Here is a 25,547-nt window from a genome sequence, read left to right as displayed (position 1 = left end):
CGTCTATTCCCACATAGGAGATATCCGCATATATGGATCATAATGCCGGTCCTGAGCGCTTTTTCACATACTTACACTTATACAAACCTCTACTTCGGTAGAGGTTTTTCTGTATTTCGGACATAATATCAGATCCCAAGGAGGTATTTCATATGACGAACCCAAGAGTCGAAGAAGTAGTGGCGTTGTCCCGGGAGTATAACTTAATTCCGGTCGTAAAGCGGCTGCTTGCCGACATGGAGACGCCGATCCGGCTGTTCCAGCGTTTTGCCGAACAGGATCGTGCATTTTTGCTGGAAAGTGTAGAGGGCGGTATTCAATGGGCCCGTTATTCCTTTATCGGCAGTGATCCGTTCCTCATGATCTCCGGCAAAAAAGGCATCATTCACGTTGAAGTCGGCGGAGAGAAAAAACGGCTCTTGGGCAAGCCGGTCGAGGAGCTTAAAGCGCTGCTCCGCTCTTACCGCAGCCCGAAGCTGGAAGAAATGCCTCCCTTTACAGGCGGAGCCATCGGATTCTTTGGCTATGATCTGCTGCAGTATTACGAGAAGCTGTCGGCACATGCCGTTGATGATCTGAATATGGACGACATCCGCTTTATGTTCTGCGACCGGATCATTGTCTTTGATCATGTGAAGCAGCAAATCCTGCTTGTCGGCAATCTGCACATCAAGGACGGAGATACGGACTCGGACATCCGCGCAGGCTATGAAGAGCTTAGCCGCAAGCTGGAGGTTATGGCCGAAGAGCTGCAGAAGGAAGGACCGAAGGAAAATGTCAACCGGCGCAGCATACCGCAGGATATCGAGCTGGGTCAGATCCACTCTAACCTGACGAAGGAACAATATATCGGCAATGTGGAGCAGGCCAAGGAGTACATCCGGGCCGGGGATATTTTTCAGGTGGTGCTGTCACAGCGGCTGCACATTGAAACGGAAGTATCGCCACTCCATGTATACCGGATGCTGCGCACATTGAACCCTTCGCCATATATGTATTATCTGAAGATGGATGAAGAGATCATTGTCGGCACTTCTCCCGAAGCGCTGGTGAAGGTGGACGGTGACCGGGTCAAGACCCGCCCGATTGCCGGAACCCGTCCGAGAGGCGAAAACGAAGCACAGGATCGGGAGCTGGCTGAGGAACTGCTGCATGATGAGAAGGAACGGGCAGAACATCTGATGCTGGTCGATCTGGGGCGCAATGATTTGGGCCGGGTCTCAAAGTTCGGCACCGTCAAATGCGATTCCTTCATGGAAATTGAAAAATACTCCCATGTGATGCACATGGTTTCGAACGTATCTGGAACGCTTGACGAAAACAAGGATTTCTTCGACGCCTTCCTCTCCTGCCTTCCTGCCGGCACCGTTTCCGGAGCCCCGAAGCTGCGAGCTATGGAAATTATCTCGGAGCTGGAGCGCGAAGCAAGAGGCGCGTATGCCGGAGCCATCGGTTATCTCGGGTTTTCCGGAAATATGGATTCCTGCATTACGATCCGCACCATTATCTTCCGTAAGGGCCGGGCTTATGTGCAGGCCGGGGCAGGAATTGTCTGGGACTCTGTTCCGGAGAAGGAATATGAGGAGACCCTCAACAAGGCAAAAGGGATGCTGAAGGCGATCCGCATGGCGGAAGCGATGTTCCCGGCTGAAGTGAAAGAAAAACAGGTAATCAACCAGGATTACATGTACGAATATACCCCTTAACCAGGGAATAGCAGAGATGAGCTGAGCAGAGAATGCTCCATAAAACTTAGCGAATGCTTACGAAGTGAGTTTTATTACGAAGATGAGCAGAGCAGAGAATGCTCCATAAAACTTTTAGCGTATGCTTCCGGTGTCAGTTTTGTTCGATGCGGGTTCAGGTTGCATATGCTCACAAAACTTTTAGGAGGAAAAGAACTATGGAAGCAAGTCAATTGATGCAATCAGGAATTGCCGGACTGATCGAGGGCAGGGATTTAACCCGCACACAGGCTCGTGAGCTTATGGGAACAATAATGGAGGGATCGGCATCACCGGCGCAAATTGGCGCCTTGCTGACCGCATTGCGGATCAAGGGGGAGACTGTGGAGGAAATTACCGGTTTCGCCGAAGCCATGCGCGGTTTCGGTACTCCTGTGCTTACGGAGCGCACCCGGCTGCTGGATACCTGCGGAACCGGCGGTTCCGGAATCCATAAATTCAACATTTCTACGGCCTCGGCGATCATATCCGCAGCCGCTTCGGTCCGGGTCGCCAAGCACGGCAACCGTTCTGCTTCCGGCAGAGCGGGCAGCGCTGATGTGCTGGAAGCGCTGGGCGTCAACATTCATCTGAATGCGGAGCAGGCCCGCCAGTGTCTGGACAGCATCGGCATCTGCTTCCTGTTCGCACAAATCTATCATCCATCCATGAAGCATGCCGCCGCACCCCGGCGTGAGCTCGGCGTCCGGACCGTATTTAACATGCTTGGACCGCTGACCAATCCAGCGGGAGCCGACCGGCAGCTGATGGGCATTTATGACCGCAGCAAGACGGAAACAGTGGCGAATGTGCTGAAGGAGCTCGGCTCCAAGCGCGCGATGATTGTAAGCAGTCTGGATGGTCTCGATGAAATCAGCATTTCCGCACCTACACAGGTATCCGAGCTGAAAGACGGGGCTGTGTTTACCTATGAAGTGACTCCAGAGGAACTGGGTCTCAGCAGACATCCGCTGGAAGATGTGCTTGGCGGAGATGCAGCTGAAAATGCAGCGATTATCACCGCCGTGTTGGCCGGAGAAGTTAATCCTTACCGTGATATTGTATTGGCCAATGCAGGTGCTTGTATCTATGTCGCCGGATTGGCGGATACATTGAGAGATGGCGTAGAGAAAGCAAGGGAAGTAGTAGATTCAGGCGCGGCACTGCTCAAGCTGGAGCAGCTGAAAGTCATGACGAAGGAGCTTGATTATGTATCTTGAACGGATTGTTGCCACCAAAATCAAAGAGGTAGAGGCGCTGGCCGCGACTTTTTCGCTGGCTCAGGCTGAGCTTGAAATTTCCGGGCTGCCGTCTACAAAAGGATTCCGTGATGCGCTCACGAAGCGGCGGAACAGAGAGATGGGGCTGATTGCGGAAGTGAAGAAGGCTTCCCCGTCCAAAGGTCTGATCCGGGCGGATTTTGACCCGGTTTCCATAGCACAAGGCTATGAGGCGGGAGGTGCTGACTGCTTGTCCGTTCTTACGGACAGCGAGTATTTTCAGGGCAGCGGTTTATACCTGCAGCAGGTTAGAAAGGCGGTAAGTCTTCCACTGCTGCGCAAGGATTTTATTATCGACGAGAAACAGATTTATGAGGCGCGTCTGCTGGGAGCGGATGCCATCCTGCTGATCGCGGCTATTCTGGACCCGAACCGGCTTGCTAACTTCACAGAGTTGGCTTCCTCACTGGGAATGGACGTACTTATTGAGATTCATGACCGCAATGAACTGGAAATGCTACTGGAGACCGGCAAAGCGGCACATCCGAATGTGCTGCTGGGAATCAATAACCGCAACCTGCATACCTTTGAAACCTCGCTTGCGACTACGGCAGAGCTGGCCACGCTTGCACCTAAGGGAGTGCCAGTGATTAGTGAGAGTGGAATTGCCGGGCCCGGCGATATAGATTATCTGAGCACAACCGGCGCCCTTGGCGTGTTAGTGGGAGAATATTTAATGTGTCAGCAGAACGTGGAGCAGGCAGTGAATGAACTGCTGGGTCCGGTGCAGGCAGGGAAAGGCCGTGCCTTGCATGAGTGAGACAATGGTAAAAATCTGTGGACTTCAGGACGTTGAAGTGCTAAAATCTATGAAGCGATTACCACTGGATTATGTCGGTTTTGTCTTTGCTCCCAGCCGCCGCAGAATAACCTCGGAGCAGGCAGCAGTGCTTACCGCACAGCTTGCGGACTGGCAGGCAGATAAGGCTCCGGAAGCCGCAGGTGTGTTTGTGAATCCGGAACTGGCAGAGCTTCGGGAAATCATGACGGCAGTTCCACTGGGTGTGATACAGCTGCATGGGCAGGAAAGTGCGGAATTCTGCCGTGAGGTTAAGCTGGCGTTTCCGCAGGTACAGGTCTGGAAGGCTCTTTCTGTGGTCAGCCGTGACACGGAACAAGCTTTGGATAGCCATAGTAGCCTGGAAAGCTATGCCGGTGTGGTGGATGCATTGCTGCTGGATACTTATGATCCGCAGGGCGGCGGTTCGGGCCGGACATTTGATTGGGCACGTATTCCTCACTTCCAGCAGGCGGCAGCGGCGTATGGGCTGCCTTTATTTATCGCCGGGGGACTGGAGCCGGGCAATGTCAGTGAATTGCTGGCGGGCTACGCCCCGGATGGCGTGGATGTTTCCAGCGGAGTGGAGAGCGGCGGAATTAAGGATATCGTTAAAATGACAGCTTTTGTGGAAAGGGTGAAGCAATCATGATACAAGTACCGGACATCAATGGGCGTTTTGGTTCTTTTGGAGGCCGCTTCGTTCCTGAAACTTTAATGAATGCACTGATTGAGCTGGAGGAAGCCTACCGCAAGTATTCGGGGGAACCGGCTTTTCAGGAAGAAATAGATTATTTGCTGAAGCAGTATTCCGGACGGGAGACTCCGCTGTATTATGCGGAACGTTTCAGCAAGCATATCGGTGAGGCCAAGATCTATCTAAAGCGTGAAGACCTGAATCACACCGGAGCACATAAGATCAACAATGCGATCGGTCAGGGAATATTGGCCAAGATGATGGGCAAAACGAAGGTTATTGCCGAGACAGGTGCAGGCCAGCATGGCGTAGCTACGGCTACGGTGGCAGCGCTCCTTGGGATGGAATGCAAGGTGTTTATGGGGGAGGAGGATACACGCCGCCAAGCGCTTAACGTTTTCCGTATGAAGCTTCTGGGAGCAGAGGTTATACCGGTAACTTCCGGATCACGGACACTCAAGGATGCAGGGAATGAAGCGCTGCGCTACTGGGTCAGCAATGTTGAAGATACCTTTTATATCTTAGGCTCTGCGGTTGGACCGCATCCTTATCCGATGATGGTCCGCAACTTCCAGCGGATTATCGGCGATGAGACCCGCCGCCAGATTCTGGAGGCCGAAGGCAGGCTGCCGGATCTGCTGGTCGCTGCCATAGGCGGAGGAAGCAATGCGATCGGCATGTTCTATCCGTTCATGGAGGATGAGAATGTCGGCATGATCGGAGTAGAGGCTGCAGGCAAGGGGATCGATACCCCTTTTCATGCTGCGACAATGAGCAAGGGAACCCATGGAGTATTTCAAGGCTCCCTGAGCTATCTGCTGCAGGATGAACATGGACAGGTTACAGAGGCGCATTCCATCTCTGCCGGATTGGATTATCCGGGAGTTGGCCCTGAGCATTCCTACCTCAAAGACATAGAGCGTGCCCGATACGTGCCGATTACGGATGAGGAAGCGCTTGAGGCTTTGAAGCTGCTGTGTATGACTGAAGGCATTATTCCAGCTCTGGAGTCGGCCCACGCCTTGGCGCATGTTGCTAAGATCGGACCCACGCTCACCAAGGATGATATTGTAGTCATCTGTTTGTCCGGGCGCGGCGACAAAGACGTGGAATCTATAATGGCCTATACGGAAGGAGCGGGTAAGCAATGACAACGGACACGACAAACCGGATGGATTTGACCTTCGGGCAGCTAAAAGAGGCCGGACGGACGGCCTTGATTCCTTTTCTAACGGTAGGCGATCCCGATCTGGAGACCACGCTTGATATCATTGCCGAACTGGAGGCGGCGGGTGCAGATATTCTGGAGCTGGGCGTTCCTTACTCCGACCCGCTTGCGGATGGTCCGGTGATCCAGCGGGCATCTGCTAGAGCGCTGCGAGGCAGCATTAACCTTCGAACCTGTATGGAAACGGCACTGAAGGCCCGACAGGCGGGAAGTGAGCTTCCGTTCATTTTGTTCACCTATTATAATCCGGTTATGCAGATGGGCTTGGACACCTTTTTTGCAGAGCTTGAGACCCACGAAATCAGCGGCCTGATCATTCCCGATCTGCCTGTGGAGGAGTCCGGGGAGATGCGCCTGCGCAGCCGTGAGGCTGGTGTGAATCTGATACCGCTTGTTGCACCGACCTCCAGTGAGCGGATTGCCAAAATTGTCTCCGGTGCCAGCGGTTTTGTCTATTGTGTCTCCTCCCTTGGTGTGACGGGCGAAAGATCGTCGTTTCATACCGGAGTCGATGACTTTATTGAATCCGTACGCCGGGCAACAGACTTGCCGGTAGCTGTTGGATTTGGCATCTCGACGGGCGAGCAGGTGGCACGGTTTGCCCGCATTTGCGACGGTGTGGTCGTAGGCAGTGCCATTGTCCGCAAGGTGGAGGATGTGATTCCGCTGCTGGACAATCCGGATACCCGCAGCCAAGGACTGTTGCAAATTCGTGAATTTGTGGCACAATTAAGACCATAACGGTCTGCTGACAGACCTGAGAGCAGCTATCTTACCCATGGAGAGCGAGGAACATAAATGAATCCGAAACCAAATATTATCAACCTCCCTGTCTACAAGCCAGGCAAACCTATTGATGAGGTTAAGAAAGAACTGGGCTTAAGCGAGGTCATTAAACTGGCGTCCAATGAGAACCCCTATGGGCCTTCGCCGAGCGCAAAAGCTGCTATTATTGCCGATCTGGACAATCTTTTTCTGTATCCTGATGGCGCGGCCGCTGATTTGACAAGCGCACTGGCAAGCCACCTTGGCGTGGAGAACGACAATATCATATTCGGCTGCGGCTCCGATGAAATCATCGCCTTGATTACACGTGCCTTTTTCCTGCCGGGTGACGAGACAATTATGGCGGATCAGACCTTCTCCGTATACAAGAGCAATGCCGATATCGAAGGTGCTGTTTCGATAGAAGTGCCTCTGGCAAACGGTACACATGATCTTGACGCGATGCTGGCTGCAGTAACGGAACGGACAAAGGTGATCTGGATCTGCAATCCCAATAATCCAACCGGTACGATTGTGCCTGAAGAGGCGCTGGTCACTTTCCTGAACGCGGTTCCTGCGAATGTAATGGTGGTGCTCGATGAAGCATATTCCGAATACGTAACAGACCTTTCCTATTCGGACGGAATTGAGCTGCTCGCTAAGTATCCGAATCTGGTGGTGCTGCGCACCTTCTCCAAGATTTATGGGTTGGCTGCGCTCCGCATCGGCTATGGTGTTGCAAGCCCGCAGATTATCAAGCTGATTAATCAGGTTCGGGAACCTTTCAACACTTCCCGCCTAGCCCAGGCTGGCGCCTTGGCTGCACTGGCTGACCAGGAATATGTGCAGGAATGCCGCCGTCTCAACAGCGCGGGCATCATTCAGCTTCAGGGAGAATTCAAACGCCTGAGTCTGGACTTTTTCCCGGCACACGGTAATTTCATTATGGTAGATGTACGCAAGCCTGCAACCGAAGTATTCGACGCCTTGCTGCGCCAAGGCATTATTGTAAGAGCTGGTCACAGGCTTTACCCGACTTATATCCGTGTTACTGTCGGATCGACAGAGCAGAACAAGGCTTTTATCGCCGCTTTGGAGCGCGTGCTTAAAGATCAGAAGGTACAGGTGTAGCCTGTAACAGACAAGACGATACCTATAGAAGGCAGGTAGTACAAAGAACATGACGACAAAAATAGCCATTTTCGGTGTCGGTCTGATCGGAGGCTCACTGGCCCTTTGCTTCAAAGGCAAGGAGGGCCTGACCGTCGTAGGCCATGCCCACCGTCCTGAATCCGCAATTAAGTATGTCAGCAGAGGTGTTGTCGATCAGGCAACACTTTCTGTTGAAGAAGCGGCGCTGGACGCCGATTTTATTTTTCTATGCGTGCCTGTAGGCATGCTGGAGGATTATTTGCAGCAGTTAAGCAAGCTTCCGCTGAAACCCGGCTGCATCATTACGGATGTCGGCAGCACCAAGGCCAGCATTGCCGCCTGCGCGGTTTCACTGGACTTTCCTGATGTGCATTTCATAGGCGGGCACCCGATGGCCGGTTCCGAACGCTCCGGTGTGGAAGCAGCCTCCTCACTGCTGTTTGAGAATGCCTATTATGTGCTGACGCCTCCGCCGGGAGTGCCGGAAGATGCGTATCATGCACTTGAATCCTTGCTATTACATACCAAAGCGCAGATCGTCCGGCTCGATCCGGAACGCCACGATGAAATTGTCGGTGCGATCAGTCATCTGCCGCATATTATTGCTGTCGCGCTTGTGAATCAGATTCATGCCTATGATAATACGGATTCCCTGTACAGCACTTTGGCTGCAGGCGGCTTCCGCGACATCACACGGATTGCTTCCAGTGATCCGATCATCTGGCGCGATATTCTGCTTAACAACCGTACGGTGATGCTGCGCTTGCTGAAGGATTGGAATCAGGAGGTATCTTCATTTATCCAATTGCTGGAGACGGCGGACGGAGAAGGCATTGAGGAGGCTTTCAGCGAAGCTAACGGCTTCCGCAGCCAGCTGCCGGAGCGCCGCAAAGGAATGATTACGCCATTGTTCGATCTCCATATTGATGTTCCCGATCATCCGGGTATTATCGGGCGAATCGCTACGGAGCTGGGGGATCAGGGTATCAACCTTAGCAATGTGCAGATTATTGAGAGCCGTGAAGACGTTCCCGGCATTATGCGGCTGTCTTTCCGTCAGGAGAATGACATGGAGCGGGCTAAGATTCTCCTGCAGCACAATGATTATACGGTATATGTGTAGAAGCCGGGGCGAATGCCCCGGCTTTTTTAGTTGTTAAGATATATAAGTTATCGGACTCCCCGCAAAATACCTGAGAAAACTTCGAAGTCAAAGCCCTTTTTGGTTTGGGTTACAACGCGACTCAGCCTGAAAATGGACAAAAAAAGACCGCTTACAAAGTAAGCGGCTACAATTCACAATGAATTGGAATTGTGCAGTGTTTGGATAGGAGTGGAGAGAAACCATACTGTACTTTTATTATATGTATCCGTTTACATTTTGTCAACACTTTCTTTAAACTTTATTTTCCAAATCGCAGATCCGGCCATCCGGAATAGATAAGAAAGAGCGTTTCGACTGACTTTTTGGGTGCGCAGATGGCAGGTTTAGGAATGAAGCAGGATTCGACTTAATATGCGGAATGTAAAATAGTGTATTGTTGCCTCGAGTCTATTAATGTCATCCTGTTAGAATCTATGCTATACTGGGTTAAGTATGTTTATAGATTCCTTTCCGTAATCATCAAAAAAGAGCCGTGCGGGATGTAAGGAAACCTGTAAAGATGCGTATTTATTTCTGTATTTACATGTGGCATGCCTTATTTACCGGGTATTTGAATATACATAGGAAGTATTTCATAAAACGGTACAAATTTAGTGTAAAAGCGCAACTTTTTAAGCCCCGACCGGTATAAGTAGTTACAGACCGGCCGGGATTAAACGTGCAAGGGCGAGGAGGGCCGAACTCACCATGACGGATTCCCAGTTGATCCAGCTTATTAAGCAAGGAAACACAGAATTATACTCGGAACTGATGCGAAGATACCAACGAAAAATATTGGCTTTTGTCTATCATATGCTTAAGAATTCCCATATGGAGCTGATTGCCGAAGATCTCTGCTCGGAGACCTTTTATAAGGCGTTCCGCAGCTTGCATTCCTTCCGTGAAGTGGATGCTTCATTCTCGACATGGCTGTATACAATCGCCCGTAATACGGTGCTGAGTGAGCTTCGCAAGAATCGTGCAGGCAATGTATCTCTTGAAGAAAGCGGCTATACTCCTGTAGCTCCGCCAGAGGTAGCGCCGGAGCAAGCGGCACTTCGTAAAGAACGGATGATGCTGGTCCGTGAAGCGATCAATAATCTACCGGAGAAGCAGCGTTCTGCACTCATTCTGCGTGAATATGATCAAATGGATTATCAGGAAATCGCCATTATTTTGGATCAGAGTGTCAGCTCCGTGAAATCATTATTGTTCCGTGCCAGGAGCAGTGTGAAGCTCCAGCTCGAGTCCTATTTCTATGAGCCTGAACTTGAAGAGCAGGCTGAGAGGGTGTAAGGCCAATGAACTGCAGGGAAGCGCAAGATTTCATTCCGCTATTGTGGGACGCTCCCCCCACCGACCCCAAGCGGATTGAACTTGAGAGGCATATTGCAAGTTGCCCGTACTGCGCCTCCGAGTGGGCATTGTGGCAGGAGAGCAGCGAGCTTATGCTTGAGACGAAGGTAGAAGTCAGCGAAGAACGTGCGGAAGCTATAAACCTCAGGGTTATGGAGCGGATTTATCTCGAGAGTCCCTGGCTGATGCCCGGAGACGGGAAATCTGCCGGTAATTCTACAGTTTTCCGCCGCCGGATAAGCCTTTGGATTGCCTGCTTTCTGGCAGTGTTTCTATCGAGCTTCCTATATTTCACTATGTTTAAGACATCCCATAACACAACCACGGCGCAAAGCGGGATTGTGGATACGGGTGTGGCCGGCCTTTCACTAGGATGGTCGCCGGCTTATCCTGTTCTCGAATCAGAAGGCGGCATTATCGAGCCGCTTGTAGTAAGCATGGGGCCAACCCATCCACAATATTGGATGATGCTGTCCATGCTGGGGGTAGGCTTATCGATATTTTTGCTCATCCGGTTGAACCGTTACCGCAGACAATGAGGAGCTCCCTTTACTATCAAGTAAAGCGGGCTTTTTTTGTTGTGTTGTTTCCGTGCAGGAAGAGCGAAAAGGCATAATAATCTTTCAAAAAGAAGACATTTGTTTTCATTCATGATACATTATTAAGCAAACATAAAGGAAGGGAAGGGTGATGGCAATGCTTATCGGCTTAGTACGCCATGGGCTGACCGATTGGAATGCGGAAGGAAAGATACAGGGGCAAAGTGACATTCCTCTTAACGAAGAGGGCCGGAGGCAGGCTGAGATGCTGGGAGACAGGCTTCTGCAGGAACCCTACCGCTGGGACTACTGCATTACCAGCAGTCTTTCCCGTGCAGCGGAGACAGGGAAGATCGTAGCTGCCAAGCTGGACATTCCACTGCTTGAACCCGATCACCGGATCCGTGAGCGTGCCTATGGACAGGTGGAAGGCATGACTGCCATGCAGCGGGAGGAGAAGTGGGGCAAAGAGTGGAACCTGCTGTCGCTGGGTCAAGAAACAGATGAACAGCTGCAGGTACGCGGTCTGGCTTTCCTGGAGGATCTATCGTCCCGTTATCCGCAGAGCAATGTGCTGGTAATTTCCCACGGCGGCTTTCTGGCTCAGCTGTACACCGCGCTTTATAAGGACAAGTACACAGAACGTCTTGGCAATCTGTCGCTGACCATCCTGGAGAAGAAGGAACTGGAATGGAGTCCGCTGTTATACAATTGTACACGTCATATCTTGCAAAATCAGCGTTAACCCGAAGCCTCGGGTTATTTTTTTTGCGTAATAAGGAATAAAAAGGGCTGTATTTCCCATAATGGTAGTAAAACGGTGAGGCGATAAAAGATGAATCTGGCGGATATGCTCACTTACGCAGACATTGGTCAGCTTACCGCCATTGCGGGGCGCTACCAGTGCGATTGCAAACGAAATTCTAAACATGATTTGATTCAGAGTATACTGATCACGCTGGGAAGCCGCGATTTCATGGAGACACATATCCGGGATTGCACCCCGGAGGAACTGCGGTTTCTCAACACGCTGTTGTTCGACGAACGCAGCAAATTCAGTCTTGAAGATTTGCTGGCTGCCGCGAGGCAGGCCTGCTTTGATGCACCTGCCGGCAAAACCGGCGGTTACCGTGAGATGGTCAGCCGGTTCAAAAGCGGCGGATGGCTCTTCAGCGGCGCCTCACAGCAGAGCAGATACCTCTTTCAGGTGCCGGAGGATCTGAAGAACCGTTTCCGCGAGAGGATGGGACAGCATATCAAGGAACATGTGGTCCGGAGCAGCGAACCAGCGGTATACCGCGGGGAAGGTGATCTGCTGGCGGGCGATCTGCTGCTGTTCCTGCGTTATGTGATGGACAATGAGCTGGAGCTGAACCAGGAGGGTGCCCTCTATAAACGTTATCAGCAGGGCGTAATGAACGCGATCCAAGTTCCTGAGCCGCTGCTGGGCAAGGGGGGCTGGAGATTCGGTTACGGCAGAGCATGCGAGCATTATCCGCCAAGAATGGCGCTTCTGTATGATTATGCGAGGCACCGCCGCTATATTTCGGAAGAAGGTTACCGTTTGAAGCTGACCTCGGCAGGTGAGACGCTGCTTGCGGAAGGAAAATCAGAAAGACTGATGCAGTTATTCACCTTTTGGTTAAAACTCTATAAAGGTGCTGTTCCTAATCTTCCATCGCTCGTATACTGGATTAGCGTAAGTGCAGAAGAGTGGGTGAGCGTTTCTTCCTTGGTGGAGGGGTTGGGCTGGCTGATCAAACCGTTTTACTATGATGATGCCGCATCGATCCTGGAACAGCGTATTTTGCGGATGATGCTGCATCTTGGGATGATCCGGCTTGGGGAGACACCTGAAGGCCCGGTAGTCCAAATGACGCCATGGGGGACGGAAGCTGCCACTCCGAAGCGACTGCCGAAGTAAGGGGGAGGAAAATGCGGATTGCTTATGGGAATTACATACCGCAGCTCGATGAATCTGTTTACGTGGCAGAAGGGGCTAAGCTGGTAGGGAATGTGAGTGTAGGACAGCATTCAAGTATTTGGTTCAATGCGGTGCTTCGGGGCGATCTTGCTCCAGTCATTATTGGAAAAAGCTGCAACATTCAGGATGGGGTTGTAGGCCATGTGGCGGAGAATCTGCCGCTGATATTGGGGGATGACATATCGGTAGGGCACTCCGCAATCATTCATGGTTGCAGGATAGGCAGAGGCACATTAATCGGAATGGGTGCGATTGTGTTGAACGGAGCAGAGATTGGTGAATATGCTTTAATAGGAGCCGGATCTCTTGTAACCGAAAACAAAGTGATCCCGCCGTACACCCTTTCCTTGGGTACCCCCGCCAAAGTGGTCCGTGAATTGACCGAGCAGGACTTACTGAGAATGTCACGCACCAGCGAGAGTTATGTGAACAAGGCGAAGGAATATGGAAACTTCTAAACAGCGGAGGTGTATCGAATGGACAAAATGAAGGCTACCTATGAAGTGATGCTAGGGCTTGCGGCAGAAATGGTGTGGGATGAAGCGCTGCGAAAGCGTCGTACCGACATCTTGTACCGGGAGATTGACACAGCGCTGGCGGCCGGAGATAAAGCGGCTTTCCGGTATCTGACTGAAGAACTGAAAAGTTTGGCATAAGAGATGCGCTTGGCGCATTTCTTTTTTTGTTGTCCTGTAAAAGAGGGATTTAACGGTATCTTCGAGAAAGCAAGGAGAAATGTTTGTCAAAAAAATGTTTGAACAATTCAGGTGAGGGGAATGAACAGTAATGAAATTTAGTGATTTTGACAAAAGCAGCTGGGAGGCAAACTGCAAATACTTCGATACCTGCCTGATTCCGTTTACCGGCCTGATGGGTACGGAGAGTCCGCCGGAGGCGGCAGAGGCACTTGAACGGCTGCGTGATTTGCTGGACTGTATTGAACAACCCTTTCAAGGGCGCATTGTAACCTACCCGGCAATTCAGTACAGCTCAGGTGACAATATTCAATACCTAAATGAGATTTGCCGAAAAGTCAAATCCAGTCACTTCCAATACATCATTGTGGCTTCATCCGATTTGGAGCTGTTGTCCAACGAAATTGTTGAAAGCGATTTAGTCCTTTCCCTGACTGGATTTGTCGCGTCCCGGATAATGTCTTTTAAGAGTCAGATAGGGAGAGAAATCGAGCAGATGTGGCAAGGAGATAAATGAGTTAAATGTGACAAAAAATCAACAATTTATAGAAAAGCACCCCAATATGCCTGTCACAATTTAGACAATATTCTTGACGGGTTTTGGACCCTACGCTATGATTAGGTTGAACTTATATGTCGTGTGACTTATATCATTGTAAACGGATTATTTACAGGAAAAACCTCTGGATAACACTGCAGGTGCCTTCTCCAATTTCTGAATAGGGGGTTACACACAGTATGAGCAGCCATGAAGAAGAGCAGGAGCCGCATCCGCAAGGACCGCCCAGCCTAAAAGAGATGTCACGCAGACAGTTTCTAACCTATACCCTTGGCGGAGCTACCGCTTTTATGGGGGCCGGGGCAGTCCTGCCGATGATCCGTTTTGCCGTAGACCCGATATTACATAAAAAAGGCGAGGGTGAATTCATCAAAATTGCGGAAACCTCTAAAATTACCGATGAACCGCAGGAGTTTACGTTTGAGCTGAAACAGCAGGACGGATGGTATGCCAGTACAGCTACGCTGACGGCCTGGATCCGTAAAAATGAGAGCGGAGAAATTTATGCGCTTTCACCGATCTGCAAGCATCTGGGATGTACGGTCAGATGGAACAATAACAAGTCCTATCCGGATGAATACCATTGCCCATGTCATGGAGCGAGGTATACCAAAGTAGGCAAGAATCTAGAGGTCGCCCCGAAGCCGCTTGACCAGTACAAGACCAAGATTGATGGAGGCTGGGTCTATCTTGGCGATATCGTCCCCAACACCGAAGCTAAGAAGGAGGCGTAAATCTGATGTTTAAAAATGTCTACAACTGGATTGATGAACGTCTGGATATTACGCCGATTTGGAGAGATGTCGCCGATCATGAGGTACCTGAGCATGTCAATCCGGCACATCACTTTTCGGCATTTGTCTATTGCTTTGGCGGACTTACTTTCTTTATTACAGTCATTCAGATCTTATCGGGCATGTTCCTGACAATGTATTATGTTCCAGATATTATAAATGCCTATGCCAGTGTGGAATATTTGCAGACTAAGGTGGCCTTCGGGCAGATCGTCCGCGGTATGCATCACTGGGGCGCAAGTCTCGTGATCGTGATGATGTTCCTTCATACAATGCGCGTATTTTTCACCGGTTCCTACAAGGCACCGCGCGAAATGAACTGGATCGTCGGTATGCTTATCTTTTTCGTGATGCTAGGGCTTGGTCTGACCGGATATTTGCTGCCTTGGGACAACAAAGCTTATTTTGCAACCAAGGTTACGCTGGAAATTGCTAATTCTGTACCCGTTATGGGGCCTGTGCTGAAGGAACTGATGCAGGGCGGCACTATTGTCGGCGCAGAAACTTTAACCCGCTTTTTTGCACTACATGTATTTTTCCTCCCGGCGGTCCTGCTTATTCTGCTCGTCGGACACTTTATTATGATCCGCAGACAGGGTATCTCCGGTCCGCTGTAAGTCAATTGACAGAAAGGGGGAACTGCAGATGGCACACAAAGACAAGGACAACACCAAAGAAAAGGTCGTATTTGTCGGTGATTCCCGTGTCCGCAAGGGTAACGGTTTCATTACACCGCCGGACTATACGGCATATCCGGGCAAATCGGAAGCGTTTATTCCCAACTTTCTATTGAAAGAATGGATGGTCGGTGTTGTTGTGCTAGTGGGCATCCTGGTGTTGACCATTTCAGAGCCGGCGCCGCTAGGCTTCCCTGCGAATGCCAGTGCAACGGTAATTCCGATACCGGACTGGTATTTCCTGTTCCTGTATCAATATTTGAAGCTGCCTTATGCCTCCGGTGACTATATTGTGCTTGGCACACTCGGCGTTACAGGCGTAGCCTTTGGAGCGCTCTTGCTGGCTCCCTTTCTGGATACGGGCCGGGAACGGCGGTTCTACCGCCGGCCGATCGCTTCCTCTTTAATGTTCCTCTCCCTCGCAGCCATTATTTATTTGACGAATACAGCCTGGACGGAATATAAGCATGAAATGGCGTTAACGGATCAAATTCCTGAGGATGTGCAGCGTGAGGAAAAGGCGGCAGAGAACAGAGCCAAAGGTTTGCCGACCACAAGTGTTGTTAAAACGGAGGAAGTAGCCATCGTGGACAAGAGTGATCCGGCGATGGCGCTCTATAAGCAAGCTACCTGTGTCTCTTGTCATGCTGTCGATATGAAAGGCGGAGGTAGTGTGCCTGCGCTTCGTGGTGTTGGCGATACCCATGACAAAGATGCGATTCTCACGATCATTAAAGAGGGACAGGGGCAAATGCCTCCGATGTATGAAACGGCGGTGGCGGCGGGTCTGACAGAGCAGGATATTGACACTCTTGCCGGCTGGCTTGCCAAACAAAAAAGCGAACAGTAAAATAATGATAAGCGCAAACCTGATCGTGCATGCGGTCAGGTTTTTTGGTTGTGTAAATGCAGAGGCTGCCATGATCTAGGAGGTAATGTGTCGATATGCCGGTTCATTGGTTCGAGAAGTTGTTTAAACACCGGGGAGTCATATGGCTGCTCTTTATTGTGAATTTCTTCGGTACGGTTTACGGTTACATGTGGTACGGCAATCAATTGGAATATACAGCAGCCAATTATCCTGCCTGGCTGCTTCCGTTCGTTCCTGATAGTCCGACGGCGAGCCTGTTCTTTACTGCCGCTTTATTGCTCCTGTTGTATCCGCCGAAGAGTCTGAAAGGGACTCTGCTGCGTGAACTGATCGAAGCACTGGCGGTTCTCACCTCTGTGAAGTACGGTATCTGGGCGGTAAGCATTATTTTTGCCGGGGGATATCAGGGGGACGCTGTGGGCTGGAAGGACTGGATGCTGGTCGCATCGCATACCGGGATGGCGGTTGAAGCGCTGATCTATGCCCGCTTCTTCGCTTTCCGCAGAATGCTGCCATTGGCGCTGCTCTGGACGCTTACTAACGACATGGTGGATTATTCGGTTGGGATTTATCCGTGGCTGCCTTCTGTGCTGGAGGATGATGTAATGGGTGTGCAGTACTTCACTATTGGATTAACCTTGCTCAGCACCGCCGCGGCCTGGATTTTCAGCAGAAGAACCAGACCGCTGGAGAGCTTCAGCAACAGGCGCTGACAGGCTGTTCTATCTCTTGTCCTCCTGCCATACATTTAGGGTAGGAGGGATGTCTCATGCCGCGCAGGGGATATTATGTGCTAACAGGGTTAGTATTGTGCTGGCTGCTTGCCGGAGGGAATATTGGAAAGGTTATGGCAGATTCTAGCGCTGCCGCTGCAGGTTCCGGCCTTGAAAATTCGCTTAGTACCAGGAGCTCCGTAAGCGGAGAATCTCCGGCGCTTACCGGCAGGACTGGAGCACAGCGGCTGGAGCAGGCGGCAGAGGCTTTGTACAGCTATGTTCTGGAAGGGAATGTCACCAAGGCAAGGCAGGAGAGCGAGGAGATTTCACGGATTTTTGTATCCTCATCCTTTGAAGGCCTGACCTCGGTGGAGGGAATAAATGCACTGTCGACAGTGGTTATGGATCTAAAGGCTACAATGGCGGCTGCACAAATCAATCCCCAGAAGTGGGAAGCTGCCGCTGCCAAGCTCAGGCTCGCTGCCAACAGTCTGAATCATCCAAAGCAACCGATGTGGCTGCAGTACTACAAGCTGATCCGCGAGGATCTGAACGATATGGAGCAAAGTGCTGCTGCCAATAATCTTAAGGATTGGAAAACGGCAGTAACAAGACTGCAAAGCAGATATGACAATATCCGTCCTGCAGTGGTCATCTCCCGCCAGCCGGAGGTGGTGAACGCCTTTGATTCCTGGTTATCTTACGCGGCGGGTATTCCATCCTCCTCTCAGCCGATCGAACGCACACGCCTGCTGGAGATCGTTTCTTACGGACAGGACGCAGTGCGGGTGATGTTTGGCAAAGAGAGGGATGAGCCGGCTTTATCTCTGCCGCTGTCTCCGCCGGAGTATGGAGGGTGGGGGCTGCTTGCCGGGGCGTTCATTCTGGCAGCGCTGGCCTATACCGGATACCGGAAGTACCGCGGTGAGAATGAGGAGTGGAAGCCGGTATAGATCCGGCCATGAGGCAGGCGGCGGCAGATCCCGTATGGTTAATAGTTCTGCCACGATCCATTTTCTGCTGATTATTAGATGTAACTAAAATAAAAGGCTCCCCCCTCCATCGTGTGATGATGGCAGGGAAAGCCTTTTTTTGTCTACCCTCTATTAATGTGAATCACACTGATTCATGGATTTAGGTTTGCCGGAAGCCTTCCCCCTGCACATCATGTACATCGCTGATGATCACAAACGCCGTGGGGTCGATAGATTTCACCAGCTGGCTGAGACGGCGGATCTCCTGGCGGGAGACGACACAGTACACCATGTGCTTCGCCTGCTTGGAGTAAGCGCCGATAGCAGGGATAAGCGTTACGCCCCTGTCCATCTCTGCTGTGATAAGATCGGCAATTTGCGGGGCGTCATCGCTGATAATGGTGAAAGCTTTAGCGGCATACGCACCCTCCTGAATAAAATCAATGACCCGCGAAGAAATAAAGACGGCCACCAGGGTATACAATATTTTTTCCCGGGGAATGTAGAGCAGGGAGGCGCCAATGATGAGAATGTCAACAGCCAGAATAATCTGTCCCATGCTCCAGCCGAACCTGCGGGCAAGAATTCTGGCTACGATATCGACCCCGCCTGTGGTCCCGCCGTAACGGAATACGATCCCAAGTCCCGCGCCAAGCGTCACCCCTGCATATAATGAAGCAAGAATGAAATCATGCTCGGTGCTGAACGGGACAAGCCAGCCGCCAGCAATCAGCCGTTCAAATACCCAGAGGAAAAAGGTCAACAAACCGATTCCTATACCTGTATAAAAAATCTGGTTTGAGCCGAGCACTTTCCAGCCGAGCAGGAACAGCGGAAGGTTAAGCAGTAATGTAGTCAGGAATATGGGAAGGTCAAAGGCGTAATTCAGCAGGATGGTAATCCCGGTTACCCCGCCTTCCATTAGCTGGTTGGGCACTATAAAATAGAGGAGCCCAAATGCATAGATTGCGGCACCGAGCATAATGGGAGCTGCTGTTTTGCCGATCGCGAACAATTTGGATGATTTCATATAATCCCTCGCCTAAGCCTCTTAATGGGCAGTTTGTACTAACATTGCTTTCATGGGGTGAAGCTGTAAATTTAAAAAAGATTTGTCTTCAAAACGTCTTTACGATAACATAGGGGCAAACAGAAGGCAAGAACTCTCAGGGGGGCGAAGAAACAAATTATGGATAAAAGTCTTGGTGATTTGCAGCGTGAAGTCGACGCGTACATCTCACAATTTAAAGAAGGTTACTTCAGCCCGCTGTCTATGCTGGCCCGAATGTCCGAGGAAGTGGGTGAATTGGCCCGTGAAGTAAACCATCAGTTCGGTGAGAAGCCGAAAAAATCCGACGAAGCGGAAAATTCCATTGAATTGGAGCTGGGCGATATTCTGTTCATTACGATCTGCTTCGCCAATTCGCTGGGCATCGATCTGACCGAAGCCCACAATAAAGTCATGCATAAGTTCAATACCCGCGATGCCGGGCGATGGACACTGAAAAACACCGATTAGGCTTCTATAACATATGCTGTACCAAACGAACGGGATTTAGCCGTTAGGATGGTGAGAATATGAATCATAACGATTTTGTAAAAGCGGCCTACCGCTCTATTCTGCGCAGCGATTTCGCCGAAGCGATACACTTCTTTGAGGCAGCTATAGCGGCCAGTCCGGATGATGCCGAGGTGAGATACCGCTGTTCCATTACCTATGCCCGCAGCGGGATGCTGGAGAAGGCACTGGAGCATGCACTGGCAGCGCTCAAGCTTGATAACGGCAAGCCGGAATACCGGCTGCATCTTCAGCATCTGCAGGCGCTACAGCTTGTCCAGGAGGCCAAAAGGCTGCTTGAAGATGAAACAGCAGGGACGAATAATCCGTATCATCCGATCACGCTGCTGAAAGAAGCGATTACGCTGGATCCACTATACGGGGATGCATATGTATGGCTCGCCATTGCGCACAGCCGGATGAACGAGCACTTGCAGGCCATCGCCGCGATGAAAGAGGTCATTTCCCTGCATCCGGATGATTCCGGTCTGCGGCAGCTCATGAAGGACCTTCAGAAATCATTGCAAAAATATATCCAATAAACATGGAACCAGTGAAAGCGAGGAGGAAATAAGGGTGAGCGACAAGATCAGAGTAATTGTCTCCGGAGCAGGAGGCAGAATGGGCAAAGAGGTAATAAAGCTGGTGCTGCAGGATGATGAACTGGAATTGGCTGCGGCTGTAGATCGATCGGCAGGCAGTATCGATGCCGGTCGTCTCGCGGGACTGGAAGAATGCGGAGTTAATGTTACATCGGACTTTGAGGCCGCCCTTGCACATAGCAACGGGGATGTGTTAGTTGATTTTACGACTCCTCAATCAGCCTTTGCTAATACGACACTCGCAATCAAATATGGGGTACGTCCGGTGATTGGTACTACCGGATTTACTCCCGAACAAATTAAGGAACTGGACAAGCAATGCCAGGAACAGGGAATCGGCGGGCTGATCGCACCTAACTTCTCCATCGGGGCCATCCTGCTTATGAAGTTTGCCGCCCAAGCTGCCAAGTATTTCCCGCATCTCGAAATTATCGAGTATCATGGAGATCAGAAGCTGGATGCTCCATCGGGTACGGCAATCAAGACAGCGGAATTGATTTCTGAAGCGCGTGAGGAGCTGCGTCAAGGCAATCCTCAAGAAGAAGAAATTATTGAGGGCTCGCGCGGCGGCTACTACAACGGCTTCCGCATTCATAGCGTCCGCCTCCCCGGTGTGTTTGCCCAGGAGGAAGTAGTCTTCGGCGGTTTTGGGCAATCCCTTAAAATACGCCATGATTCCTACGAGCGGGCTGGATATATGCCTGGAGTCAAGCTGGGTATCCAGAAAGTGATGGAGTACACAGGAATGATCTATGGTTTTGAGCACTTTATAGAATAGACAGGAGAGAAGAACACATGTTGAAGATTGCATTTATCGCACATGACCGGAAAAAAGATGAGATGGTGAATTTTGTAACCGCTTATGAGCATGTATTTACTGGACTTGAGATGTACTCTACAGGAACGACCGGCCAGCGGATTATGGACGCAACCAACCTTCATATCCACCGCTACATGTCTGGTCCGCTGGGCGGAGACCAGCAGATCGGTTCGCTGGTGGCGCAGGATGAGCTGGATCTGATTATTTTCCTGCGTGATCCTTTGATGGCACAACCTCATGAGCCTGACATTACTGCCCTTCTGCGTTTATGTGACGTGTATGGCATTCCGGTAGCGACAAATATTGCTACTGCGGAAATTCTGGTCAAGGCGATTGACCGGGGCGATTTCGGCTGGCGGGAGCTGGTACATAAGTACAAGCCGGGTGTGGACGAATAATGAAGCTGGATATCCTAGTATTCGGCGCTCATGCCGATGATGCCGAGATCGGCATGGCTGGAACCATCGCCAAACATACTGCTGCCGGCCTGAAAGTGGGCTTATGCGATTTGACCGCAGCGGAAATGTCCTCGAACGGAACCGTGGAACGGCGCAAGCTGGAAGCTGAGCAGGCCGCTGATCTGCTCGGTGCCTCACTCCGCACGAATCTGGGGCTCCCTGACCGGGGACTCTATTTGACAGAGGAGCATCTCTCAGCGGTGACCTCGGAAATTCGCAAATTCGCACCGGACATCGTATTTGCACCTTATTGGGAAGACCGCCATCCTGACCATATTGCTTGCAGCAAGCTGGTGGAAGAGGCTGTGTTTAATGCCAAGCTGCGCAAATATATGCCGGACAAGCCTGCGGTAGCGGCACCGCTGCTTTATTTTTACTTCATTAACGATCTCGGACGGTGTGATCTTATCGTGGATGTGACTGCCCAATACAGCATTAAAGAGCAGGCGCTTTCCTGCTACCGTTCGCAATTCGAGAAAGCACCGGGTGAGGATGTAGTCTCGACACCGCTTAATGAAGGCTATATCGAACGCGTCCGTTCGCGGGATATGCTGCTTGGACAGCGGAGGCTTATTCCTTATGCGGAGGGCTTCGCCAGTAAAGTGCCGCATGCCGTTGAATTGTTCACCACCGGAGGCCGTTAAACACAAAGCTTTATTTTAGCCCGATGAACAACTATAATTAACTCATGTCATTACTAAAAGTACTAACATAAGTTTATCGAAGGGGCGGAGCTATGGACCGGCTAAAAATAGGCATCACTTGTTATCCGTCTCTTGGCGGCTCGGGTGTAGTGGCGACTGAACTGGGCAAGCTGTTGGCCGAGAAAGGCCATGAAGTCCATTTTATTACACACAGTATCCCGTTCCGGCTTGGTACGTTTCAGAAAAACATATTTTACCACGAGGTAGAGGTTAACGATTATTATGTCTTCCGTTATCCCCCCTACGATCTGGCGCTGGCTACTAAGATGGCTCAGGTCGCCAAGATGCAGGGGCTGGATTTATTACATGTCCATTATGCGGTACCGCATGCAGTCTGCGCTTTCCTTGCCAAGCAGATGTTAGGCAATGACATCAAAGTGGTAACGACACTGCATGGTACCGATATTACCGTGCTTGGCCAAGATGAATCGCTTAAGGATTTGATCCGTCTTGCCATCAATGAGAGTGACGCAGTGACGGCGGTGTCGCTGGATCTGATCAATGAGACACGGCGTGTGCTGGATATTACCCGCGATATTGACCTGACGTATAACTTTGTCGATAAACGTGTGTATTATCCGCGTGACGTGTCCGATCTGCGGGGGGATTTTGCTTCACCGGATGAGAAAATCCTGATGCATATCAGCAATTTCCGTCCAGTTAAACGTGTCGGTGATGTGGTTGACATCTTTGCGAAGGTGAGCCATGAGTTACCTGCCAAGCTGCTGCTGGTAGGTGAAGGGCCTGATCTGCCGAAGATTCAGGCGAAGATCAATGAGATGGGTCTGGAAGACAAGGTTCGCTTTCTCGGTAAGCAGGATGATATTGCCCAGGTCATTTCCTTGGCCGACCTCCTGCTGCTGCCTTCCGAGAAGGAAAGCTTTGGTCTTGTAGCCCTGGAAGCGATGGCTTGCGGTGTGCCGACAATCGGCTCGCAGGCCGGCGGTATTCCCGAATTAATTCAGCATGGTAAAACCGGGTTCCTGGCTCCGATTGGCGATACGGCCGCTATGGCTAAATATGCCGTTCAGCTGCTCTCGAATGAGGACATGATAGAGCAATTCAGAAGAGCTTGTCTTGAGCGGTCCTGCAACGATTTCAGCAGAGACATGATTACGAATCAATATGAGGATATTTATTACCGTGTGCTTGGGCGCAAGGTGCTCGGACTGGATAAAGTCCGGGGGTAAGGGGTGCTTCATGGAATGGAAAATGGCACCATCCGGCATGGCAGAGGCGGCATGCAAAGTGATTGCCACCCTGCTTGCAGACGGCCGTGAGGCTTATTTTGTCGGCGGCTGCATCCGTGATGAGCTGCTTGGCAGACCGGTGCATGATATGGATCTTACGACTTCGGCACTGCCGGAAGAAGTAATGGCCATGTTCACACGTTGTGTCCCGACCGGGCTTGCACACGGCACGGTTACTGTATTGCAGGATGGGTATAGCTTTGAAGTAACGACGTACCGGACGGAGAGCGGCTATGCCGATCACCGCCGCCCGGAGCACGTCTTTTTTGTAAGCGATGTGCAGGAGGACCTGCGGCGGCGCGATTTTACGATCAATGCCATCTGCTGCGGCCTGGATGGGCAGCTGGTCGATCCTTTTGGCGGAGCTTCTGATCTGGAGCATCGCCTGATCCGCTGTGTGGGCACGGCGGAGGAACGTTTTGACGAGGACGCGCTGCGCATGCTGCGCTGCGTGCGGTTCGCGTCTGTGCTGGACTTCGCCATCGCCAAGAATACGTGGCGGGGGCTGCTGTGCCAGCGTGACAAGCTGGCGCATATTGCCGTGGAGCGTCTCCGCGCGGAGCTGGAGCGCATGATAGAGGGGCCGCATCCCGCGCGCGGCCTCGGCCTTCTCGCGCGCAGCGGCCTGCTGCCGCGCGGCAAAGCCCCGTTCCCCTGGACCGGCAGTGACATGGCGGCAGCCTCCGCCCTGCTAGCCGGGATCGGGGAACTGCCCGGCGCCCTCCTGCGGTGGGCGCTCCTGCTTCATGCCCTGAAGACGCCGGCCGCTGAGGCCGACGACCTGATGCGGGCATGGACGTTCCCGGGGGCGACGCGCAGCGCCGTCACCTCGGTGCTGCGCGTCCGCGAAGCCTGGACCGCAGCGCTGGCAGAGGTGCCGCCGGAATCTCCGGGCGGCACCGAGGCGCTTCGGCGGCGCTGGATCGCCGCCGTGCTGGCCTTGGGCACGTCAGCCGCCGAAGGGTGGCTGACGCTGCTGGAGGCGGTGCCGGAGGCCGCCTCCTATCAGCAGCGTGCTGGCCTGGCCGAATCCGGGCCCGGAGCAGCTGTGCAGCTGGATGTACCCATGCCAGGGTTAGGCAACCGCTTGGTTGGGCAGGTTGATCAATCGGAGCCTAAGACGGATAACGCCGCCGCGCAGCCATCTGGAGCGCCGGCGCTCTCCACGGGTCTCCTGCGGTCCTGGAGCGCATCAATGCCGCTGCAGACGTTGGCAGAACTTGCGGTGACAGGCAATGAGCTGGCCGAAGCTTTGCAGAAACGTCCCGGCCCGTGGCTGGGAGAGCTGCTGCATGCGCTGCTGCAGGCTGTAGCGGCTGGAGATATTGCCAACGATAAACAATCATTGCTTCAGGAAGCAAAAAGGATGGATAACGATGAAAAGCGATGAAACGCCGGGGTTTTCCGGGCTGAACAGAGATACTTTTGTTTCGGGCTGGAACCGAAGTATACAGCGACTGGAAACAGTGGTGTCTACGCAGGAGGAAGCCAAGAGGCTCGCCGAAAATGGCGCTCCGGAAGGAACGGCTATTATCGCCGAGGAACAGACCGGCGGGCGCGGGCGGATGGGCAGAAAGTGGCATTCGCCGCGCGGCAAAGGCATTTGGATGAGTGTGGTGCTGCGCCCCAATCTTCCGCTGTCACTGACGCCGCAGCTGACGCTGCTGGCTGGCGTAGCCGTCTGCCGCGCCATTCGCGAGATCAGCGGCGTGCAGGCCGGCATCAAATGGCCGAATGACCTGTTGGCTGGCGGACGCAAAATTTGCGGAATCCTGCTGGAATCATCGCTCCGGGAAGGCGGGCTTCATTATTGCATCGCCGGAATCGGCATTGCGGTGAACTTGACGGAGGACGACTATCCGGAAGATCTGCAAGGAGTCGGCACTTCGCTGCTGATCGAAGGGGGAGGCATTCCCGTTGACCGCCAGCAACTCACGGAAGCGGTGCTGGCCGAGCTGGAGTTTTTGTACACCCTTTACATAGAACGGGGCTTTAAGCCTGTTCGTGAGCTTTGGGAATCCATGTCGGTCACATTGGGGCGCCAGGTGTACTTTAATACACCCGAGGGACGCAGCGAAGGCACTGCGGTCGGCTTGGATGACGGCGGCGGGCTGCTGCTAAGGGATGCTGCCGGGAATATTACCTGCATATTGTCAGGCGAAATAGAAATGATCCAGTGACAAGGGTTCCATGCCTTGTCACATTTTTTTGGTGTAATTAAC

At 51.9% G+C, this 25,547-nt stretch carries 29 protein-coding genes; 28 read left to right on the top strand and 1 reads right to left on the bottom strand.

The annotated features are described in order from the left end of the window. Positions 1 to 152 precede the first annotated feature (152 nt). The 20 genes from trpE to ACQ76X_RS01555 all read left to right on the top strand — a co-directional run bounded on the left by trpE (position 153) and on the right by ACQ76X_RS01555 (position 17,912). Positions 153 to 1,706 carry an anthranilate synthase component I gene (gene trpE / locus ACQ76X_RS01650; RefSeq protein WP_341379140.1) on the top strand — a complete coding sequence of 518 codons (1,554 nt, stop codon included), beginning with the start codon at positions 153 to 155 and terminating at the stop codon, positions 1,704 to 1,706. Positions 1,707 to 1,903: 197 nt separating this feature from the next. Beyond that, positions 1,904 to 2,944, top strand: coding sequence for an anthranilate phosphoribosyltransferase (gene trpD, locus ACQ76X_RS01645; RefSeq protein ID WP_379140481.1), 1,041 nt, complete (start codon positions 1,904 to 1,906; stop codon positions 2,942 to 2,944). After that, positions 2,934 to 3,764, top strand: a complete 831-nt coding sequence (trpC, locus tag ACQ76X_RS01640) for an indole-3-glycerol phosphate synthase TrpC (protein WP_438491094.1) — start codon at positions 2,934 to 2,936, stop codon at positions 3,762 to 3,764. Before trpD ends, trpC begins: the two co-directional genes overlap by 11 nt. After that, the gene (locus ACQ76X_RS01635) at positions 3,757 to 4,434 is read left to right on the top strand and encodes a phosphoribosylanthranilate isomerase (RefSeq protein WP_438491093.1); all 678 of its coding nucleotides are present in this window, start codon (positions 3,757 to 3,759) and stop codon (positions 4,432 to 4,434) included. Before trpC ends, ACQ76X_RS01635 begins: the two co-directional genes overlap by 8 nt. Then, positions 4,431 to 5,630, top strand: coding sequence for a tryptophan synthase subunit beta (trpB, locus tag ACQ76X_RS01630; RefSeq protein ID WP_438491092.1), 1,200 nt, complete (start codon positions 4,431 to 4,433; stop codon positions 5,628 to 5,630). The genes ACQ76X_RS01635 and trpB overlap by 4 nt, the downstream gene beginning before the upstream one ends. Then, positions 5,627 to 6,448 (top strand): tryptophan synthase subunit alpha, encoded by an 822-nt coding sequence (trpA, locus tag ACQ76X_RS01625; protein WP_438491091.1) that lies wholly within the window; start codon positions 5,627 to 5,629, stop codon positions 6,446 to 6,448. Before trpB ends, trpA begins: the two co-directional genes overlap by 4 nt. A 57-nt stretch (positions 6,449 to 6,505) precedes the next feature. Continuing rightward, positions 6,506 to 7,603: a histidinol-phosphate transaminase gene (hisC, locus tag ACQ76X_RS01620; RefSeq protein ID WP_438491090.1), complete on the top strand. Its 1,098-nt coding sequence runs from the start codon at positions 6,506 to 6,508 to the stop codon at positions 7,601 to 7,603. Between the two features lie 49 nt (positions 7,604 to 7,652). Next, positions 7,653 to 8,747 (top strand): prephenate dehydrogenase, encoded by a 1,095-nt coding sequence (locus ACQ76X_RS01615; protein ID WP_438491089.1) that lies wholly within the window; start codon positions 7,653 to 7,655, stop codon positions 8,745 to 8,747. 729 nt (positions 8,748 to 9,476) lie between these two features. Beyond that, positions 9,477 to 10,064, top strand: coding sequence for an RNA polymerase sigma factor (locus tag ACQ76X_RS01610; RefSeq protein ID WP_038594474.1), 588 nt, complete (start codon positions 9,477 to 9,479; stop codon positions 10,062 to 10,064). A 5-nt stretch (positions 10,065 to 10,069) separates the two neighbouring features. Next, positions 10,070 to 10,663 carry an anti-sigma factor gene (locus tag ACQ76X_RS01605; RefSeq protein WP_038594472.1) on the top strand — a complete coding sequence of 198 codons (594 nt, stop codon included), beginning with the start codon at positions 10,070 to 10,072 and terminating at the stop codon, positions 10,661 to 10,663. A gap of 157 nt (positions 10,664 to 10,820) precedes the next feature. Next, positions 10,821 to 11,408: a histidine phosphatase family protein gene (locus ACQ76X_RS01600; protein WP_438491589.1), complete on the top strand. Its 588-nt coding sequence runs from the start codon at positions 10,821 to 10,823 to the stop codon at positions 11,406 to 11,408. A gap of 90 nt (positions 11,409 to 11,498) precedes the next feature. After that, entirely contained in the window at positions 11,499 to 12,587 is a 1,089-nt protein-coding gene (locus tag ACQ76X_RS01595) for a hypothetical protein (RefSeq protein ID WP_340897440.1), read from the top strand. A gap of 11 nt (positions 12,588 to 12,598) precedes the next feature. Beyond that, positions 12,599 to 13,105 (top strand): gamma carbonic anhydrase family protein, encoded by a 507-nt coding sequence (locus ACQ76X_RS01590; protein ID WP_038594465.1) that lies wholly within the window; start codon positions 12,599 to 12,601, stop codon positions 13,103 to 13,105. Between the two features lie 18 nt (positions 13,106 to 13,123). Further along, positions 13,124 to 13,303, top strand: coding sequence for an IDEAL domain-containing protein (locus ACQ76X_RS01585; protein ID WP_038594463.1), 180 nt, complete (start codon positions 13,124 to 13,126; stop codon positions 13,301 to 13,303). 130 nt (positions 13,304 to 13,433) lie between these two features. Continuing rightward, on the top strand, positions 13,434 to 13,859 hold the full coding sequence (locus ACQ76X_RS01580; RefSeq protein WP_438491088.1) for a DUF2487 family protein: 426 nt from the start codon (positions 13,434 to 13,436) through the stop codon (positions 13,857 to 13,859). A 221-nt stretch (positions 13,860 to 14,080) separates the two neighbouring features. Beyond that, the gene (locus tag ACQ76X_RS01575) at positions 14,081 to 14,635 is read left to right on the top strand and encodes a ubiquinol-cytochrome c reductase iron-sulfur subunit (protein WP_076109842.1); all 555 of its coding nucleotides are present in this window, start codon (positions 14,081 to 14,083) and stop codon (positions 14,633 to 14,635) included. 5 nt (positions 14,636 to 14,640) lie between these two features. Next, entirely contained in the window at positions 14,641 to 15,312 is a 672-nt protein-coding gene (gene qcrB, locus ACQ76X_RS01570) for a menaquinol-cytochrome c reductase cytochrome b subunit (RefSeq protein WP_038594453.1), read from the top strand. A 28-nt stretch (positions 15,313 to 15,340) separates the two neighbouring features. Continuing rightward, a complete protein-coding gene (locus ACQ76X_RS01565; RefSeq protein ID WP_438491087.1) occupies positions 15,341 to 16,222 on the top strand; it encodes a c-type cytochrome in 882 nt (293 codons plus the stop codon). A gap of 95 nt (positions 16,223 to 16,317) precedes the next feature. Then, positions 16,318 to 16,956 (top strand): DUF1405 domain-containing protein, encoded by a 639-nt coding sequence (locus ACQ76X_RS01560; protein ID WP_438491086.1) that lies wholly within the window; start codon positions 16,318 to 16,320, stop codon positions 16,954 to 16,956. Between the two features lie 56 nt (positions 16,957 to 17,012). Beyond that, a complete protein-coding gene (locus ACQ76X_RS01555) occupies positions 17,013 to 17,912 on the top strand; it encodes a sporulation protein YpjB (RefSeq protein WP_438491085.1) in 900 nt (299 codons plus the stop codon). A 181-nt stretch (positions 17,913 to 18,093) separates the two neighbouring features. Here the strand turns inward: ACQ76X_RS01555 and ACQ76X_RS01550 are convergent, their stop codons facing one another. Next, positions 18,094 to 18,963, bottom strand: coding sequence for a YitT family protein (locus ACQ76X_RS01550; RefSeq protein ID WP_438491084.1), 870 nt, complete (start codon positions 18,961 to 18,963; stop codon positions 18,094 to 18,096). A 159-nt stretch (positions 18,964 to 19,122) separates the two neighbouring features. On the opposite strand from ACQ76X_RS01550, the gene ACQ76X_RS01545 reads away from it, so the two are divergent. From ACQ76X_RS01545 to ACQ76X_RS01510, 8 genes are all read left to right on the top strand, one after another. After that, a complete protein-coding gene (locus tag ACQ76X_RS01545) occupies positions 19,123 to 19,452 on the top strand; it encodes a nucleotide pyrophosphohydrolase (RefSeq protein ID WP_038594447.1) in 330 nt (109 codons plus the stop codon). A gap of 59 nt (positions 19,453 to 19,511) precedes the next feature. Beyond that, positions 19,512 to 20,033, top strand: coding sequence for a tetratricopeptide repeat protein (locus tag ACQ76X_RS01540; RefSeq protein ID WP_340897447.1), 522 nt, complete (start codon positions 19,512 to 19,514; stop codon positions 20,031 to 20,033). Between the two features lie 34 nt (positions 20,034 to 20,067). Next, positions 20,068 to 20,871: a 4-hydroxy-tetrahydrodipicolinate reductase gene (gene dapB, locus ACQ76X_RS01535; protein ID WP_438491083.1), complete on the top strand. Its 804-nt coding sequence runs from the start codon at positions 20,068 to 20,070 to the stop codon at positions 20,869 to 20,871. 17 nt (positions 20,872 to 20,888) lie between these two features. Next, positions 20,889 to 21,311, top strand: coding sequence for a methylglyoxal synthase (gene mgsA / locus ACQ76X_RS01530; RefSeq protein WP_038594440.1), 423 nt, complete (start codon positions 20,889 to 20,891; stop codon positions 21,309 to 21,311). Beyond that, complete coding sequence (bshB1, locus tag ACQ76X_RS01525) at positions 21,311 to 22,015, top strand: bacillithiol biosynthesis deacetylase BshB1 (protein WP_438491082.1); 705 nt, start codon at positions 21,311 to 21,313, stop codon at positions 22,013 to 22,015. Before mgsA ends, bshB1 begins: the two co-directional genes overlap by 1 nt. A gap of 92 nt (positions 22,016 to 22,107) precedes the next feature. Then, entirely contained in the window at positions 22,108 to 23,265 is a 1,158-nt protein-coding gene (gene bshA, locus ACQ76X_RS01520; RefSeq protein WP_438491081.1) for an N-acetyl-alpha-D-glucosaminyl L-malate synthase BshA, read from the top strand. Continuing rightward, positions 23,201 to 24,715, top strand: a complete 1,515-nt coding sequence (locus tag ACQ76X_RS01515) for a CCA tRNA nucleotidyltransferase (RefSeq protein WP_438491080.1) — start codon at positions 23,201 to 23,203, stop codon at positions 24,713 to 24,715. The genes bshA and ACQ76X_RS01515 overlap by 65 nt, the downstream gene beginning before the upstream one ends. Next, the gene (locus tag ACQ76X_RS01510; protein ID WP_438491079.1) at positions 24,702 to 25,505 is read left to right on the top strand and encodes a biotin--[acetyl-CoA-carboxylase] ligase; all 804 of its coding nucleotides are present in this window, start codon (positions 24,702 to 24,704) and stop codon (positions 25,503 to 25,505) included. Before ACQ76X_RS01515 ends, ACQ76X_RS01510 begins: the two co-directional genes overlap by 14 nt. Positions 25,506 to 25,547 lie beyond the last annotated feature (42 nt).

The organism is Paenibacillus sp. IHBB 3054 (assembly GCF_051594305.1).
In the GTDB taxonomy this organism is placed as follows: domain Bacteria; phylum Bacillota; class Bacilli; order Paenibacillales; family Paenibacillaceae; genus Paenibacillus_AQ.
This window is presented reverse-complemented; position numbering and strand designations above follow the sequence as displayed.

What these genes read in the sequence shown, in the direction of transcription:
- ACQ76X_RS01565 (WP_438491087.1), top strand. Translation starts at nt 15,341, where the DNA reads ATGGCACACAAAGACAAGGACAACACCAAAGAAAAGGTCGTATTTGTC.
- trpB (WP_438491092.1), top strand. Translation starts at nt 4,431, where the DNA reads ATGATACAAGTACCGGACATCAATGGGCGTTTTGGTTCTTTTGGAGGC.
- ACQ76X_RS01585 (WP_038594463.1), top strand. Translation starts at nt 13,124, where the DNA reads ATGGACAAAATGAAGGCTACCTATGAAGTGATGCTAGGGCTTGCGGCA.
- ACQ76X_RS01595 (WP_340897440.1), top strand. Translation starts at nt 11,499, where the DNA reads ATGAATCTGGCGGATATGCTCACTTACGCAGACATTGGTCAGCTTACC.
- ACQ76X_RS01610 (WP_038594474.1), top strand. Translation starts at nt 9,477, where the DNA reads ATGACGGATTCCCAGTTGATCCAGCTTATTAAGCAAGGAAACACAGAA.
- ACQ76X_RS01555 (WP_438491085.1), top strand. Translation starts at nt 17,013, where the DNA reads ATGCCGCGCAGGGGATATTATGTGCTAACAGGGTTAGTATTGTGCTGG.
- bshA (WP_438491081.1), top strand. Translation starts at nt 22,108, where the DNA reads ATGGACCGGCTAAAAATAGGCATCACTTGTTATCCGTCTCTTGGCGGC.
- trpE (WP_341379140.1), top strand. Translation starts at nt 153, where the DNA reads ATGACGAACCCAAGAGTCGAAGAAGTAGTGGCGTTGTCCCGGGAGTAT.
- ACQ76X_RS01515 (WP_438491080.1), top strand. Translation starts at nt 23,201, where the DNA reads ATGAGGATATTTATTACCGTGTGCTTGGGCGCAAGGTGCTCGGACTGG.
- ACQ76X_RS01540 (WP_340897447.1), top strand. Translation starts at nt 19,512, where the DNA reads ATGAATCATAACGATTTTGTAAAAGCGGCCTACCGCTCTATTCTGCGC.
- ACQ76X_RS01605 (WP_038594472.1), top strand. Translation starts at nt 10,070, where the DNA reads ATGAACTGCAGGGAAGCGCAAGATTTCATTCCGCTATTGTGGGACGCT.
- ACQ76X_RS01615 (WP_438491089.1), top strand. Translation starts at nt 7,653, where the DNA reads ATGACGACAAAAATAGCCATTTTCGGTGTCGGTCTGATCGGAGGCTCA.
- hisC (WP_438491090.1), top strand. Translation starts at nt 6,506, where the DNA reads ATGAATCCGAAACCAAATATTATCAACCTCCCTGTCTACAAGCCAGGC.
- ACQ76X_RS01510 (WP_438491079.1), top strand. Translation starts at nt 24,702, where the DNA reads ATGAAAAGCGATGAAACGCCGGGGTTTTCCGGGCTGAACAGAGATACT.
- ACQ76X_RS01635 (WP_438491093.1), top strand. Translation starts at nt 3,757, where the DNA reads ATGAGTGAGACAATGGTAAAAATCTGTGGACTTCAGGACGTTGAAGTG.
- ACQ76X_RS01575 (WP_076109842.1), top strand. Translation starts at nt 14,081, where the DNA reads ATGAGCAGCCATGAAGAAGAGCAGGAGCCGCATCCGCAAGGACCGCCC.
- ACQ76X_RS01550 (WP_438491084.1), bottom strand. Translation starts at nt 18,963, where the DNA reads ATGAAATCATCCAAATTGTTCGCGATCGGCAAAACAGCAGCTCCCATT.
- ACQ76X_RS01560 (WP_438491086.1), top strand. Translation starts at nt 16,318, where the DNA reads ATGCCGGTTCATTGGTTCGAGAAGTTGTTTAAACACCGGGGAGTCATA.
- ACQ76X_RS01590 (WP_038594465.1), top strand. Translation starts at nt 12,599, where the DNA reads ATGCGGATTGCTTATGGGAATTACATACCGCAGCTCGATGAATCTGTT.
- ACQ76X_RS01580 (WP_438491088.1), top strand. Translation starts at nt 13,434, where the DNA reads ATGAAATTTAGTGATTTTGACAAAAGCAGCTGGGAGGCAAACTGCAAA.
- bshB1 (WP_438491082.1), top strand. Translation starts at nt 21,311, where the DNA reads ATGAAGCTGGATATCCTAGTATTCGGCGCTCATGCCGATGATGCCGAG.
- mgsA (WP_038594440.1), top strand. Translation starts at nt 20,889, where the DNA reads ATGTTGAAGATTGCATTTATCGCACATGACCGGAAAAAAGATGAGATG.
- qcrB (WP_038594453.1), top strand. Translation starts at nt 14,641, where the DNA reads ATGTTTAAAAATGTCTACAACTGGATTGATGAACGTCTGGATATTACG.
- ACQ76X_RS01545 (WP_038594447.1), top strand. Translation starts at nt 19,123, where the DNA reads ATGGATAAAAGTCTTGGTGATTTGCAGCGTGAAGTCGACGCGTACATC.
- trpA (WP_438491091.1), top strand. Translation starts at nt 5,627, where the DNA reads ATGACAACGGACACGACAAACCGGATGGATTTGACCTTCGGGCAGCTA.
- trpC (WP_438491094.1), top strand. Translation starts at nt 2,934, where the DNA reads ATGTATCTTGAACGGATTGTTGCCACCAAAATCAAAGAGGTAGAGGCG.
- ACQ76X_RS01600 (WP_438491589.1), top strand. Translation starts at nt 10,821, where the DNA reads ATGCTTATCGGCTTAGTACGCCATGGGCTGACCGATTGGAATGCGGAA.
- trpD (WP_379140481.1), top strand. Translation starts at nt 1,904, where the DNA reads ATGGAAGCAAGTCAATTGATGCAATCAGGAATTGCCGGACTGATCGAG.